This is a genomic window from Hafnia alvei (assembly GCF_900095695.1).
GTDB lineage: Bacteria > Pseudomonadota > Gammaproteobacteria > Enterobacterales > Enterobacteriaceae > Hafnia > Hafnia alvei_B.
Map to the genome: position 1 here is coordinate 43,358 of NZ_FMIQ01000021.1, position 14,039 is coordinate 57,396.

The 14,039-nt window shown below is 41.3% G+C and carries 16 protein-coding genes and 1 other RNA gene; 11 read left to right on the forward strand and 6 right to left on the reverse strand.

Annotated features, from left to right (window positions below):
* The first annotated feature begins 35 nt into the window (after positions 1–35).
* From nadK to bamE, 3 genes are all read left to right on the forward strand, one after another.
* Entirely contained in the window at positions 36–914 is an 879-nt protein-coding gene (gene nadK / locus BN1044_RS06175) for an NAD(+) kinase (protein WP_025800521.1), read from the forward strand.
* 97 nt (positions 915–1,011) lie between these two features.
* Positions 1,012–2,673, forward strand: a complete 1,662-nt coding sequence (recN, locus tag BN1044_RS06180; RefSeq protein WP_072307977.1) for a DNA repair protein RecN — start codon at positions 1,012–1,014, stop codon at positions 2,671–2,673.
* 112 nt (positions 2,674–2,785) lie between these two features.
* Entirely contained in the window at positions 2,786–3,136 is a 351-nt protein-coding gene (gene bamE, locus BN1044_RS06185; protein WP_040046809.1) for an outer membrane protein assembly factor BamE, read from the forward strand.
* Between the two features lie 58 nt (positions 3,137–3,194).
* Here bamE and BN1044_RS06190 read toward each other — a convergent pair whose 3' ends face one another.
* Complete coding sequence (locus BN1044_RS06190) at positions 3,195–3,479, reverse strand: RnfH family protein (protein ID WP_072307978.1); 285 nt, start codon at positions 3,477–3,479, stop codon at positions 3,195–3,197.
* Positions 3,472–3,906, reverse strand: coding sequence for a type II toxin-antitoxin system RatA family toxin (locus tag BN1044_RS06195; protein ID WP_025800517.1), 435 nt, complete (start codon positions 3,904–3,906; stop codon positions 3,472–3,474). Before BN1044_RS06195 ends, BN1044_RS06190 begins: the two co-directional genes overlap by 8 nt.
* A 157-nt stretch (positions 3,907–4,063) precedes the next feature.
* Here BN1044_RS06195 and smpB point away from each other — a divergent pair, with 157 nt between their 5' ends.
* The 6 genes from smpB to BN1044_RS06220 all read left to right on the forward strand — a co-directional run bounded on the left by smpB (position 4,064) and on the right by BN1044_RS06220 (position 8,424).
* Complete coding sequence (smpB, locus tag BN1044_RS06200) at positions 4,064–4,546, forward strand: SsrA-binding protein SmpB (protein ID WP_025800516.1); 483 nt, start codon at positions 4,064–4,066, stop codon at positions 4,544–4,546.
* 49 nt (positions 4,547–4,595) lie between these two features.
* Positions 4,596–4,959, forward strand: a transfer-messenger RNA (tmRNA) gene (gene ssrA / locus BN1044_RS06205).
* Positions 4,960–5,135: 176 nt separating this feature from the next.
* A complete protein-coding gene (locus tag BN1044_RS06210; protein ID WP_139130901.1) occupies positions 5,136–6,365 on the forward strand; it encodes an integrase domain-containing protein in 1,230 nt (409 codons plus the stop codon).
* A gap of 168 nt (positions 6,366–6,533) precedes the next feature.
* A complete protein-coding gene (locus BN1044_RS23845; RefSeq protein WP_254663916.1) occupies positions 6,534–6,821 on the forward strand; it encodes an AAA family ATPase in 288 nt (95 codons plus the stop codon).
* Positions 6,775–7,761, forward strand: a complete 987-nt coding sequence (locus BN1044_RS06215; RefSeq protein WP_254663917.1) for an AAA family ATPase — start codon at positions 6,775–6,777, stop codon at positions 7,759–7,761. Before BN1044_RS23845 ends, BN1044_RS06215 begins: the two co-directional genes overlap by 47 nt.
* 9 nt (positions 7,762–7,770) lie before the next feature.
* Positions 7,771–8,424, forward strand: a complete 654-nt coding sequence (locus BN1044_RS06220) for an HNH endonuclease family protein (RefSeq protein ID WP_072307980.1) — start codon at positions 7,771–7,773, stop codon at positions 8,422–8,424.
* Between the two features lie 226 nt (positions 8,425–8,650).
* Here the strand turns inward: BN1044_RS06220 and BN1044_RS06225 are convergent, their stop codons facing one another.
* Both BN1044_RS06225 and BN1044_RS23850 read right to left on the reverse strand, forming a co-directional pair.
* Complete coding sequence (locus BN1044_RS06225) at positions 8,651–8,935, reverse strand: conjugal transfer protein TraD (RefSeq protein ID WP_072307981.1); 285 nt, start codon at positions 8,933–8,935, stop codon at positions 8,651–8,653.
* Between the two features lie 11 nt (positions 8,936–8,946).
* Positions 8,947–9,129 carry a hypothetical protein gene (locus BN1044_RS23850; RefSeq protein ID WP_254663918.1) on the reverse strand — a complete coding sequence of 61 codons (183 nt, stop codon included), beginning with the start codon at positions 9,127–9,129 and terminating at the stop codon, positions 8,947–8,949.
* 651 nt (positions 9,130–9,780) lie between these two features.
* On the opposite strand from BN1044_RS23850, the gene mobQ reads away from it, so the two are divergent.
* Together mobQ and BN1044_RS06240 are read left to right on the forward strand one after the other, a co-directional pair.
* Positions 9,781–11,187, forward strand: a complete 1,407-nt coding sequence (gene mobQ / locus BN1044_RS06235; RefSeq protein WP_072307982.1) for a MobQ family relaxase — start codon at positions 9,781–9,783, stop codon at positions 11,185–11,187.
* A 65-nt stretch (positions 11,188–11,252) separates the two neighbouring features.
* Positions 11,253–11,939 (forward strand): class I SAM-dependent methyltransferase, encoded by a 687-nt coding sequence (locus tag BN1044_RS06240; RefSeq protein WP_072307983.1) that lies wholly within the window; start codon positions 11,253–11,255, stop codon positions 11,937–11,939.
* A gap of 98 nt (positions 11,940–12,037) precedes the next feature.
* Here BN1044_RS06240 and BN1044_RS06245 read toward each other — a convergent pair whose 3' ends face one another.
* Both BN1044_RS06245 and BN1044_RS06250 read right to left on the reverse strand, forming a co-directional pair.
* On the reverse strand, positions 12,038–12,313 hold the full coding sequence (locus tag BN1044_RS06245) for a hypothetical protein (RefSeq protein WP_072307984.1): 276 nt from the start codon (positions 12,311–12,313) through the stop codon (positions 12,038–12,040).
* Between the two features lie 14 nt (positions 12,314–12,327).
* Entirely contained in the window at positions 12,328–12,909 is a 582-nt protein-coding gene (locus tag BN1044_RS06250) for a hypothetical protein (RefSeq protein ID WP_072307985.1), read from the reverse strand.
* Positions 12,910–14,039 lie beyond the last annotated feature (1,130 nt).

The window sequence follows — 14,039 nt, forward strand, 5'->3', positions numbered from 1 at the left end:
AGCCATTAAATTGCGCTCGGTAGGAAAACCACCGTATGAATAAAAAATTTGAATGTATCGGTCTGGTCGGTCACCCGCGTCATCCTGCCGCGCTGGCCACGCACGAAATGCTATTTCACTGGCTTGTCAGCAAAGGCTATCCGGTGATCGTCGAGCATCAAATTGCGCACGATCTAAAACTGGAAAACGCCGAAACAGGCAGCTTGGCGGATATAGGCCAAAAAGCCGATCTCGCCGTCGTAGTCGGCGGCGATGGCAATATGCTTGGGGCAGCCCGCATTCTGGCACGTTACGATATCAAAGTGATTGGCGTGAACCGTGGAAATCTTGGTTTTCTTACCGACTTAGATCCCGACAATGCCAAACAACAGCTCTCAGACGTTCTCGACGGTGAATATTTTAGTGAACAACGCTTTTTGCTTGAAGTGCAAGTTTGCCGCGAGCAACAGCAAAGACGCATGAGCACCGCCATCAATGAAGTGGTTTTACATCCAGGTAAAGTCGCTCATATGATTGAATTTGAAGTTTATATCAATGAAAACTTTGCGTTCTCTCAGCGTTCCGATGGACTGATTATCTCCACACCGACGGGCTCTACCGCGTATTCATTGTCTGCTGGAGGGCCTATTCTCACGCCAACGCTGGATGCCATTGCGCTGGTTCCTATGTTCCCGCATACCCTTTCAGCTCGCCCGCTGGTTATTGATAGCAACAGCAAAATTCATCTGCGGTTTAGCCATTTCAGCAACGACTTGGAAATCAGCTGTGACAGCCAGATCGCGCTGCCGATCCAGCAAGGTGAAGAAGTCATGATTCAGCGAAGCCAATTTCACCTCAATCTTATTCATCCCAAAGATTACAACTATTTCAATACATTAAGCACGAAGTTAGGATGGTCGAAAAAACTTTTCTGAAGGGAATAATTTTTTGCGTTAGCTACTTTACTGTATAAAAAACCAGTTTATACTGTAGTTAAATACAGTTATGTGATTCCGTACAGGGGAATTTCGAATGCTGACGCAGCTGACCATTTCTAACTTTGCTATTGTTCGTGAACTTGAAATTGACTTCCAGCGTGGAATGACCGCCATCACCGGCGAAACAGGCGCAGGTAAATCAATTGCTATTGATGCGCTAGGTTTATGCCTTGGAGGGCGCTCAGAGGCCGCTATGGTGCGTTTAAATACACCTAGAGCCGATATCTGCGCACGTTTCTCTCTGGCTGACACGCCGTCAGCACGGCAGTGGCTTGAGCAAAATCAGTTAGATGACAGCAATGAGTGCCTGCTACGACGCGTTATCAGCGCCGACGGACGCTCTCGCGGATTTATCAATGGCACCGCAGTTCCTCTTTCACAGCTACGGGAACTCGGCCAACATCTGATTCAGATTCATGGCCAGCATGCGCATCAGTTACTGCTCAAGTCCGAGCACCAAAAACAGCTGTTAGATGCCTATAGCAACCAATCTGAGCTATTAGCAGAAATGCAAGCCGCCTATCGCCAATGGCATCACAGCTGCCGCCTGCTGGCTCACCATCAAAAGCAGGTTGCCGAGCGTGAATCGCGCAAACAGCTACTGCAATATCAGCTAAAAGAACTCAATGAGTTTGCTCCCCAGCCCGGAGAGTATGAGCAGATCGATGAAGAGTATAAGCGCCAAGCCAATAGCGGCCAGCTTCTAACCATCAGCCAGCGCGCATTAAACATGCTGTCTGACGCCGACGACGGCAATATTCTCAGCCTGCTGCACAGCGCAAAACAAAACGTGTCTGAGCTGATTAGCTACGACAGCCAGTTTTCACCTCTGCTAGATATGCTGGAAGAAGCTTCAATTCAAATATCAGAAGCCAGCAATGAACTACGCCATTACGGCGATACCATTGATATGGATCCTGCTCGGCTTTATGAATTAGAACAGCGGATATCTCGCCAAATTGCGCTAGCACGTAAACATCATGTTACGCCGGAAGAACTGCCTCAGTTTTATCAGCAGCTTTTGGACGAGCAGCAGTCACTCAGCCAGCAGGAGAGTGATCAAGAACAGCTGGCTGAAAACGTACACAAGCATCATGAGTACGCGCTTTCGCTCGCACAACAGTTGCATCAACAAAGAGTGAGTTTCGCTCAAGAGCTTTCTCAGCTCATTACACACAGTATGCACGAGCTATCCATGCCTCATGGTCAGTTCGCGATTGACGTTAACTTCATGCCTGAAGCACTAACAGCAGATGGGGCAGACCGCATTGAATTTAGCGTAACCACTAACCCAGGACAGCCACTCCAAGCGTTAGCTAAAGTTGCCTCTGGTGGTGAGCTCTCGCGTATTGCGCTAGCTATTCAAGTCATCACCGCCCAGAAAATGGATACCCCCGCACTTATCTTTGACGAAGTGGACGTGGGGATCAGTGGGCCGACCGCAGCTATCGTCGGAAAAATGCTACGCCAGCTTGGTGAGTCAACACAGGTCATGTGTGTCACCCATTTACCTCAGGTCGCCGGGTACGGACACCAGCATTTTTATGTCAGTAAACACACCGATGGCTCTGAAACTGAAACAACCATGCAATCACTGGACAAAAAAGCGCGTTTGCAAGAGCTGGCGCGGCTGTTAGGGGGAAGTGAAGTCACGCGCAATACGCTGGCAAATGCAAAAGAGCTGCTTGCCGCATAAAAAACATCAACTTTTTTTGATTCCTGAGGTCATATTGGAGTCTGTTGAGGTTTCCAACTGTTGCAAGGTCGATTATCATCGGCAACCTATGTCCAAAAGGAATGAGATTACTATGCGTTGTAAAATGCTGACTGCCGCTGCTGTGGTTATGGTTACGCTAACCGCAGGCTGTTCAACCTTTGAAAAAGTGGTATACCGTCCTGACATCAATCAGGGAAACTACCTGACTGCTGCTGACGTAGCCAAAATTCACAGAGGGATGACGCAGCAACAAGTCGCCTACACGCTAGGTACACCAATGCTGCAAGATCCGTTTGGAACCAGCACATGGTTCTACGTGTTCCGCCAACAGCCAGGCCATGAGGCCGTGTCTCAAGAGACACTGACCCTAACCTTTGATGGAAGTGGTCTTCTGACGGGAATTGAAAACACCAAGAAGCTTCCTGAAAGCAAAGAAGACTGATCGACGCCGTGAATACGGCCGGTGTAAAAAAACTAAAAAATAAGGCGCCTACCACGCCTTATTTTTTTGCTCGCTCAGCGCGTAAGCGACGTAGCTCTTTTGGGTCCGCAAGCAATGGGCGATAGATTTCCACCCTCTCCCCCTCATGCACTTTGTCTGATAATTTGACCGTGCGGCTGTAAATCCCAACCTTGTTTTTCGTTAGGTCAATTTCAGTACGCAATGCTAACAAGCCAGATTGTTGAATCGCCTGCTCAACATTTGCCCCTTCAGATAATTTAATGCGACGAAGATATTGGCGCTCAGGCAAGGCATACACCACCTCTACATTGATATCAGGCACTGTAGACCTCTTTTGCTCGTGAAGTAAAAGCCTGAACCATATTCCCCGCAAGTTCTTTAAATACTTTACCAAACGCCAGTTCAACCAGCTTATTAGTAAACTCAAAATCGAGATGCAGCTCAACCTTGCACGCATCATCGCTTAATGGGATAAAATGCCAGCCACCCAGTAACTTACGAAATGGTCCATCCACAAGTTGCATTTTAATACTGCTGCTATCAGCCAACGTATTATGAGTCGTAAAAGTTTTGCTTATCCCTGCTTTTGAGACATCAACAGCAGCTGTCATCGAATTTGGCCCTGATTCTAAAACTCGACTTCCCACGCAGCCGGGTAAAAACGCCGGATAGGCAGAGACATCGTTGACCAATTGGTACATTTGCTTGGCACTAAAAGGCACCAACGCAGAACGGCTAATCTGTGGCATATCAATTCCTGAGTAACATAAAACGCACAAATAATACCATTTATCTGTGGACAGAGAGAAACACGTTAAGCACACTGGGCTAATGTATTAAAAAACAACGACAGCTTAGGGTGAAAGGATGTTCATCCCATGACTGGTTCAGTATAATGGCAGCACTATGACAAAGAAAAAAGCACACAAACCCGGTTCAGCAACGATTGCTATGAACAAACGCGCTCGCCACGAATACTTCATTGAAGAAGAGATCGAGGCGGGGTTAGCGCTGCAAGGTTGGGAAGTTAAGTCGCTGCGAGCAGGTAAAGCAAATATTGCCGATAGCTACGTAACTTTCCGCGATGGCGAAGCATACCTCTTTGGCGCGACTATTCAGCCGCTTAATGTGGCGTCTACGCACGTGGTATGCGACCCAACACGTACCCGCAAACTGCTACTGAAAAAGCGTGAGCTAGAAACACTATTCGGAAAAGTTAGCCGAGATGGTTTTACCGTTGTCGCGCTGTCTCTTTACTGGAAAAATGCTTGGTCCAAAGTCAAAATTGGGCTCGCAAAAGGTAAAAAAGAGCACGACAAACGCGATGATATTAAAGATCGTGAGTGGAAATTAGACAAAGCACGTATTATGAAGAACTCAAACCGCTAAGCTACTGGCTTTACGGATATATTTTCTGATACAATGCACGATAGTACTTGGGGCTGATTCTGGATTCGACGGGATTTGCGAAGCCCAAGGAGCATGCCGAGGGGCGGTTTGCCTCGTAAAAAGCCGCAAAAAAATAGTCGCAAACGACGAAAACTACGCACTAGCAGCTTAATAACCTGCTCAGAGCCCTCTCTCCCTAGCCTCCGCTCTTAGGACGGGGATCAAGAGAGGTCAAAACCAAAAGAGATCGTGTGGATACCTTGCTTGGGGTTGAAGCATTAAATCTAATCAAGCTAGTTTATTAGTAGCGTGTCTGTCCGCAGCTGGTAGGCGAATGTAAAGACTAGACTAAGCATGTAGTGCCGACGGTGTAGTAATTTCGGACGGGGGTTCAAATCCCCCCAGCTCCACCAAAATTCTTTAGTGATGATTACCAGAGTCGTCTACTGAAGTCCTGAAAGCCCGCACAGCACAAGCTCTGCGGGCTTTTTTGTGTCTAGAATAGTCTACTGGGAATTGCTGAGAGCCACTACTTATGGCACCCTTTTTGGGACCCATTGCAAAGGGTCCAAAAACTGAGGGTCCCAAAATGGCAAAACTCGCTAAGAAACTCACTGATACTGAAATCAAAAACACAAAACCTGCAGACAAAGAAATCAATCTATTCGATGGCGATGGCCTAATGCTACGAATAGCCCCACTCTCAAAAGGGGGGAAGAAAAATTGGTATTTCAGATATGCAGTGCCAGTAACTAAAAAACGCACGAAGATGAGCCTTGGGACCTACCCGCACCTCACGTTAGCAAGAGCAAGAGCTTTACGTGATGAATATCTATCCTTGCTTGCTAATGGCACTGACCCTCAGATCCACAACACAGATAAAGCTAATGCTCTAAAAGATGCTACCGAACACACGCTCCAAGCAGTTGCTCGGAAGTGGTTGGATGAGAAGATTAAGACTTCCGGTATATCTAAAGACCACGCAGTTGACATCTGGCGTAGTCTTGAACGAAATATCTTCCCCGGTCTTGGAAATGTTCCAATAAAAGAGATCCGTCCTAAACTATTGAAGCAGCATCTTGATCCCATTGAGCAACGTGGTGTTCTCGAAACCTTACGCCGTATCATTTCCCGCCTGAACGAAATTTTCCGTTACGCTGCGACAGAAGAACTCATTGAGTTCAATCCTGCTGATAACCTTGGCCAGCGCTTCAGCAAACCCAAAAAACAAAACATGCCAGCCCTTCCCCCCAACGAGTTGCCAAGATTTATGGCTGCTCTAGCTAATGCCTCAGTCCGTCTGGAAACCCGTATGCTAATTGAGTGGCAATTGTTGACGTGGGTCCGTCCGGGGGAAGCTGTACGGACTCGGTGGGCAGATATCGATATAGAGAACAAAATCTGGAACATCCCACCTGAATTTATGAAGATGAAACGTCCGCATAAAGTGCCTCTCAGCAAAGAAGCACTCCGTATACTCGAAAATATGCAGCCTATCAGCAGTCATCGTGAATGGGTGTTCCCCAGCATAAAAACGCCACTGACCCATATGCATGAGCAAACTGCTAATACAGCACTAATCCGTATGGGGCTTGGCGGTGAACTGGTTGCCCACGGTATGCGATCTATAGCAAGGACAGCAGCTGAGGAATGCGGTAAGTTCAGAACAGACGTTCTTGAAGCTGCTCTTGCTCACTCCAAAAGGGATGAGATTGTTGCGGCATACAACCGAGCTGAGTATCTGGCGGAAAGAGCAACGCTAATGCAGTGGTGGGGAGATTATGTTCAGGCAAAAAAATTTAAAGCAATGGTGGCTTGAGAACAGCACTCCAGTTGCGTTGAAAAATGTAAATCGTTTATTCATTACATCAAGCCAAGAAGTCGGATGTAAGTTCATCAAAAGTATAAGGTTTCAATTTACCTGTACAGTGATAAAGTTATAAATAAGATACTGAGCTATTTACATTAACCTTTTAAGGGGCATTTTATGCTTTGTAGCATTTCCAAGATAAATATTCCAATTCCATATTCAAGAAAAAGAGTTGACATTAAGTTAGATGGAATGAGCCTAATTATTACGGGAGGTAATGGTTGTGGCAAAACAAGTTTTATAACAGCCATTTATAACTACCTAAAGAAAGGAATAGATGACCCAAACAACAATAACGTTCAATTTTTAACAAATCAAATTAACAGACATGAACATGAATTAAATAATATTGGTAGAGATGCCGGAAGCTATAATTATTACAGCAGTGAGTTGGAAAAAAAATAAAGCCCGACTAAAAGAAATCAATGATTTTAAAATCGATATAAATTCTATTGATAACAAAGACACTCGGTCTTTGCTTAGGTTTCATAGCGCGACAAGACAATCGGCGATCTCATCGCCAAATCAAGCACCAAAACACTCAGTGCTTGTTGAAGAAAATAGGCATTTTGCTAATGACAAAGATGGGAGCCAATTTTTTGAAAGTTACTTGCTAAGTTTGAAAAAAAATCAAAGTTATGCAATAGCCTTTGATAAAAATGAAGTCGAAGCAAATCGAATCAAAGACTGGTTCGATAAAATCCAAACAGATTTGCAATCATTATTTGAAGATTCAAATCTAATTTTGGAGTTTGATACAAAAGATGAAAAATTTTATCTACATCAAGAAGGGAAAGATAAATATACATTCCAAACACTGTCAGCAGGATACTCATCGATCTTAAGTATTTATACTGATCTGATTATGAGGGTCGAGATGTGGGGAGTTTCACCTGATAACATACAAGGAATTATATTTATTGATGAAATTGATGCTCATTTACATGTGTCTCTACAAAAACAGATATTGCGTTTTTTCATTAAATCATTTCCAAAAATTCAATTTATCGTAACAACTCATTCTCCCTTTGTAGTCACGTCCGTTACTAACTCAGTTATTTATGACCTCACAGCCAATGAACAGATAATAGACGTGTCATCTTACTCATATGGTGTAGTCATGGAAGAAATATTCGGTGTTTTACCAGATTCCCATGCGCTAACAGATAAACTTACTCGCATCGAAAATTTGGCTAAAAATATAACATCAGATAATATTGATGAACTAGAAAAAATCATATCTTCTTTATCCTCTGAAAAGGAAAATATGAGCTCAGATACTCAAGCCTTCCTTGATGCAGCACAGTTGAAATTGATTAAAACTAAAAAAAATATTAGTCAGTAGGAAATAATCATGTTCAATGTAATGAGAACAAGGCCTGCACCTAATTCATTATTGGCCCAGAAAAAATATGATGGCGATGACGTTCATTCGGCACTACAAGAATGCTTCCATGAAAAATGTTATTTATGTGAAACTAAGAAACCTTTAGATATAAATATTGAGCATTTTGATCCTCACATGGGGGATTTAAGAAAAAAATTCTCATGGGATAATTTATATTTAGTATGCTCACGCTGCAACAACATCAAACTAACAAAATATGATAATCTTCTTGATTGTTGTTCAGGAAGTGTCTGGGATAGAGTGAAATTAATACCCGGATTTTCTCCTAAAGCTAAAAACTTTATTATTACACCTCAATTCTATGATGATAAGACTATTGAAACAGCCCAATTGCTAGATGAAATTTACAATAATGATAATACAATGAATAAAAGACTTACAGCCCGATCTCTTCGAGCACAAGTTGTCCAGACAACACACAAACTTACACAGCATATGATTGCATATTATAGCGAAGACTCAACCGATGAAGAAAAAGAAAACGCGTTCAATAAAATTAAAGTTATGATAAAAAAAACCTATCCTTACTCAGCCTTTTGTCGTTGGATGATAAAAGATGATGAAGATTTAGATAAATTACTGTCCCCTCTGATGGATTGAATAGAAAACAAAAGGGCCTTACGGCCCTTTTGTTTTTAGCAAAGATATCATTTCTCATTATATGTAATAAAAAATACATGTACTAAATGATAAATGAAACCCTATAAATGGGGTTATTTATCGAGCATATTAAAATACCTATACCCTACTATTAAACTAACTCAACAGCTCACCAACCTAAAAACAAGTTTTAGGTTGATTCACCGTTTGGATGAGAAAAGGAAATTTACTGCGTTGGCTTAATTATAACATTATCGATATATACTTGCCCCTGCGCTCGGCATAATTGAATATCGCTTTCATCAAGCTTAGGTAGCTCCAGCAAAATCCCAAAGACCAGAGCCTTATCAACTGCACTAATATCACATCCTAATACTTTGGCAACCTCTGCACCGAAAATAATTTTCTGTCGAGTATTTTCTTTTTTTGTTTGATGTTTCTTTTTAGCTTCCAAGAAGTATAAACGCTCCTGATCTGAAGCAATTTGTTGTTTGATGTTTTTTATTGTCATGACTTTTCTCCCTAATATTTATTTGTTTTTGAATAAGGGATATCAGCATAGTCATAACCACGGCTCAGTTGTTTCTTGATTGACTTAATACGGAATTTAAACTGTTGCTTAATCTGGCGTTGCTTTGCTTGTTCCCTAATCTGGCTTACTATTTTTTCCGCTGCTAAATAGGCTTGTTCTGTATCAGTGTAGATCCCATCATCGAGAAGTCTTTTTACTTCTCAGTCGATAGCTTCGTCATTATTTTTATACATAACACCTCCTTTAATTATAACTTATTATTCCTTAACATACTTTTGAATAATAACAATAGGCATTCCTATTTTATTTTACAAACTACAAGCTCATCCACATTATTGCTTAAAATAGGTGTTAACTTAATGATAGCTAACCAATAGCCTCTAGTCTTCTCTGCTGCCAATCAAGAAAAATGAAATATAACAACACTATATGATTGCAACCACTAACTATTTTACCTGATACTCTCCACGTTACTTATTTTTGTATGCTTGTTATTTTAATTTCACGCGTCTACTAAAACCATCGAATAACAAAAATAGCATATATGCTATCCCGGAATACTTCGCCCCTTCATCCAGATAGCGCCGCTTAATTAGGCGTTTTGTTCTTTCATAATTTTACAGTTATTAATATATTTTGTATTAATTAAGTAAGCGGTTTTTATATTGTTAGAAAAAACAATGCCCACTTATACACTCACTTCGTGAGCGTGTGGGGTCTACCGACAGTTGCCTGCCGCAGGCTAAAAGAAAGGTCAACGTCACACAAGAGTTTTTCTCACGAAAAACTAATAGCAACATAGTTATATTTGAGGTTTGTATTTTATGGCGATATTTCATCTGGAGTTTAAAATTGTGAAACGTTCTGAGGGTATGTCTTCCTGTAGGAAAGCTGCCTATCATGCGCGTTGCAAAATAACAGATGATCGTACAGGTAATACATACGATTTTAGCCACAGAACAGATTTATGCCATCATCAGATATTAGCTCCTGCTTCTGCGCCATCTCATATTATTGAAAGCTCTACAACCTTATGGAATGAAGTAGAAAGAGTTGAGCGTCAAAAAGATGGTCAAACAGCCCGTTATTTTGATGTTGCTATTCCCTGTGAGCTTAACAATGCAGACAAGGTAAAATTGGTTGTAGAATACTGCCAGAAAAATTTCGTTGATAAGGGCATGATTGCTGATATCGCTTTCCACGACCTCGACGGTAAAAATCCACACGCTCACGTTATGTTGACTTTAAAACCAATCACGGCTACGGGCTTTACCAAAAAAGAAAGAAACTGGAACGATAAGAAAAATGTATTACTCTGGCGTGAAGCGTGGTCTGCACACACTAACAGCTACCTTGAAGCTTCAGGAGCGTCAGAACGTATTGATCACCGTTCTATCGATGCTCAACACACTGAAGCAATCGAAAGCGCTGCAACTACCGTGGATATTGAAGAAAAAGCGTTATGGCTTGCCAAGGCGACGTTAACCAGCCGTCCACCCATGCAGCGTATTCATCGTGCTAAGTGGAACAGTGAGGAGGCTCAGAAACAACGAGCTGCTGAACAGGCTGTTCGTGATGAGATAAAACAGGAAGCACTGACCACATACTATGCTTTCAAAGATTTGGATCTTCAGATCGTTGTTGACCTCAGGAACTTCACAGTATCGGAGCTTCCTGAACCTATTGAAATAATATTGCCTAATACGGATTCTCAGTCAGGTTCATCGGAATACCAAACGCCTGTTCTGGTTGTCCCTGCACCTCATACACGCACTAAATTGAAAACCCCATCCTCTGTAAAAGCCGGAGCGATTAAACGCGCTCCAGTCAAAAGTAAGAGGAAGCAAGTTAAACCCCGCCATGATGGTATCTTTAGACGTTTTACAGCATTAGTCATAGATTTTTTCAAAGAAAAATTTATCTGGGTCAAGAAGAAACCGGTTGTGGTTCGTAATGATACTGAACACGATAAACGCATTGCTGAAAACTACGTGTTTGATGAAGTGCAGAGTATCTATGTGCCACGTGCTGAGTTTGAGAGACGTGCCAGATTTAACGCTGATGACTACAAACCAACAAAAGAGGATATCACTCGTTTTCCAAGCCGTCCTAAACCGGAGCCACATGATGCTAATAAAAGTATAGTTATTGACCCATCCATATACCCAAGATATAAAAATACGAACAGGTTTCCGAAAATGAGGCCGCCAAGATTAGACGATGACGGTTGATCAATTTTGATGTGGCGAATATATGTCCATTAATAATCATGGAACTAAAACGAGGATATTCAAATATGAACAATGATGATATGTATGAAAAAAAATACCAAATATTGCGCCAGCAAAATCTTGATGCATGGACAGGTGAAGGATACGCAAGAGCGTGGGAGCAACTGAATCATATTTTTGATATGCTCAACAAAGAAAATCTTTTGCCGGCACCACCTGCAAAATTTCTTGAACTTGGTTGTGGCAATGCAGCGATGTCTTCGCAATTGATGGCGCAACAAGGCTACGATGTTTATGGCGTTGATATATCACCAACAGCAATAAAATGGGCTAATGAACGTTTTTTGTCATTAAACCTGAAAGGTCATTTTCATGTCGATAATATTTCCAACATTTCTCATTTTACCTCTGAAAGCTTCGATATTTTTTTTGACGGAAGTTGCTTGCATTGTATCAATGGCGGAGACAGATTAAATTGCTTCGCAGAAATAAAACGTCTGATTAAACCAGATGGGAGTTTAATAATATCCACTATGTGTGGTCTGCCTAAGCAGCAAGAAGATATTAACAACTATAACTATGAGAACTATCAACTGTATCAAAACAATCAGCCATGGCGTACGCTAAAGCCATTAGATTTTCTCAAAGAAGAAATAATCACCTCAGGGTTTTCAATTCTGTATACTCATGTAAATGAAAACCCTTGGTGGGATCATGCTACTATTGTTTGTGTAAAACAAATAATAGCTTAAAAATCAATAATAATTTTACTCTATGATATTTCTTAAAATATAAAATAAACCACGAGTGTAGTTTAAATACAATAACGTGGTTTATTTATTACTTATAGCTACATTCTTCGCCTAAAAACAACATTATCAGAGAAAATTGCCTTACCAGCTGCAAACCCTACAGCAGCTATTATTGGTAAACTAATAGTTGCCCCTGCCATTCCCGATCCCATACCAATCATAGCTGACAGGCCGAAGGACAGGAATATAACTATAAAAGCATACCAGCCCGGAAATGTGCCATACAGCACTGAAGCTTGGCATCCCGTGCAAACGTGAACGCCACTCTGGCTTTCCTTAAAGCAGTATGGGCATTTAATCGTATTGTTTTCCATTTCTTAATCCTTAATTAATGGCTGATGGTGCCGTCTTTGAGGACAACGAGACGAACTGGCATATCGGCATTGTTTACTGTAGTGAAACCACGAACTTCGAAATTGTTGATAGTCCCGGTAATGCTGACCTTCTGGCTTTTCTTGTAGGTAAGCACAGCATCATCAAGGCCTGAGTAATACTTGATCCACACCATACCGCCGCAGTAGCTGGTATCTGATGTTTTGAAGAGCAGGTAATAATTTGCATGAGCTGCTTTTTCCATACCTGTCATCATATCGCTGGCACTCCTGCCTTTAGTGACTTCAAGAACAGTGGCATTAGCAATTGAGATCCGTTTACCCGTCCAGCTCTTCTCTGCTGCCATTGCATTTTCTTCATAGTCTTTGCAGACAGGACCAAGACCCGCAACTGAGGATGCCGGGCCAGAGCTTTGAGTTGAACCTGAAACACCCAGTGTTTTATCGACTGCACTGTTCAATGACGACAATGAAGAGTTAATCGCACCGTTAACACTATTCACGCCATCGTTAAGCTGTTGGCATCCAGACAGAACAGCAGCAGATAAAAGCAGCGGTATCATCTTCCTTACTTTCATACCTATCCCCATAAAGTAAAAGTTGCGTCAAAGACAGCCCTACCCGCGAGTGACCTTCACAGGGCTATATAAGCTGTTTAATCAATTGATAGCATTCAATTATTTTTGCTGTTCGTCATATCGTTTGTAACGCTCAAAAACAAATCAATGATAGTTTTTACCTATCATAAGCACAAAATCGATCGATTAAATCAATTATAAAACCGATCAATAATTCATTTTCAATCGTTAAAAGCTATCAATATAAATTTATCGATCTGTTAAATCGATCAATTTAGCAGGTGAAATACAAGGGATAATGGGCATATAACGTTGAAGTAAATGGGTAGGTAGGGGCTAAACATTGTCGCTGCTATTACTAGCAAAATCAGGCATCATCGAAGGCTTTCGGAGCTGGCGTGATAAATCTTTGCGGATGCTTTTGTTTTGTCAGAGACCAATAATGGTCGTGTCGGCTTATCGGTGTAGGAAATATTTCGCTCATACAATTTAGCTCATAACATCAATGTTCTTATCGTTTCCTCATCCATTTGACTTATTTCTGTAATTAACTTTCTGTAAATATTAACTATTCGCTCTTCATCGCAAGCACTTACTGACTCAGACAAGAAATAAAAACCATAATCTTTAACCATGATATTACTGTCATTATCAAAGATGAGATTTATTCCAGTTTCATTTTCTTCTATATCTTTTATCAGGCAGGTCATAAATGAAGTTTATTCATTAGTATGAAAAAGCGTAATAACCTTAATGTTGTTCATTTTATTTTCCCTTTTTTCTCTATCTTTTTAATAAACTATTTCCACCCTGAAAATAAAATTTAACTTGTGCATAAAAAATAACACTCCTGATGTTTTTATATTATTTTGAAAGGATATTTATCCTATGAGCTAAAGCTCATTGTGCTGGCGCACGGCTCCGCCCTTTTTCTGATCATCAACTTATTTACGCAATGGAAAAGTTCACTTCTTTATCAGGATGAAGATAAATCCAACCAAAAAAACAAATAATCCTGTTTGTATGTAATATTTATGTATTAATCTTTGCATTGATAATGTGTTTACACCGGGTTAGAAAACCGAACTGCAGGCAGCACATTGTGATTGTTGGCGACAATCACTCTGCTG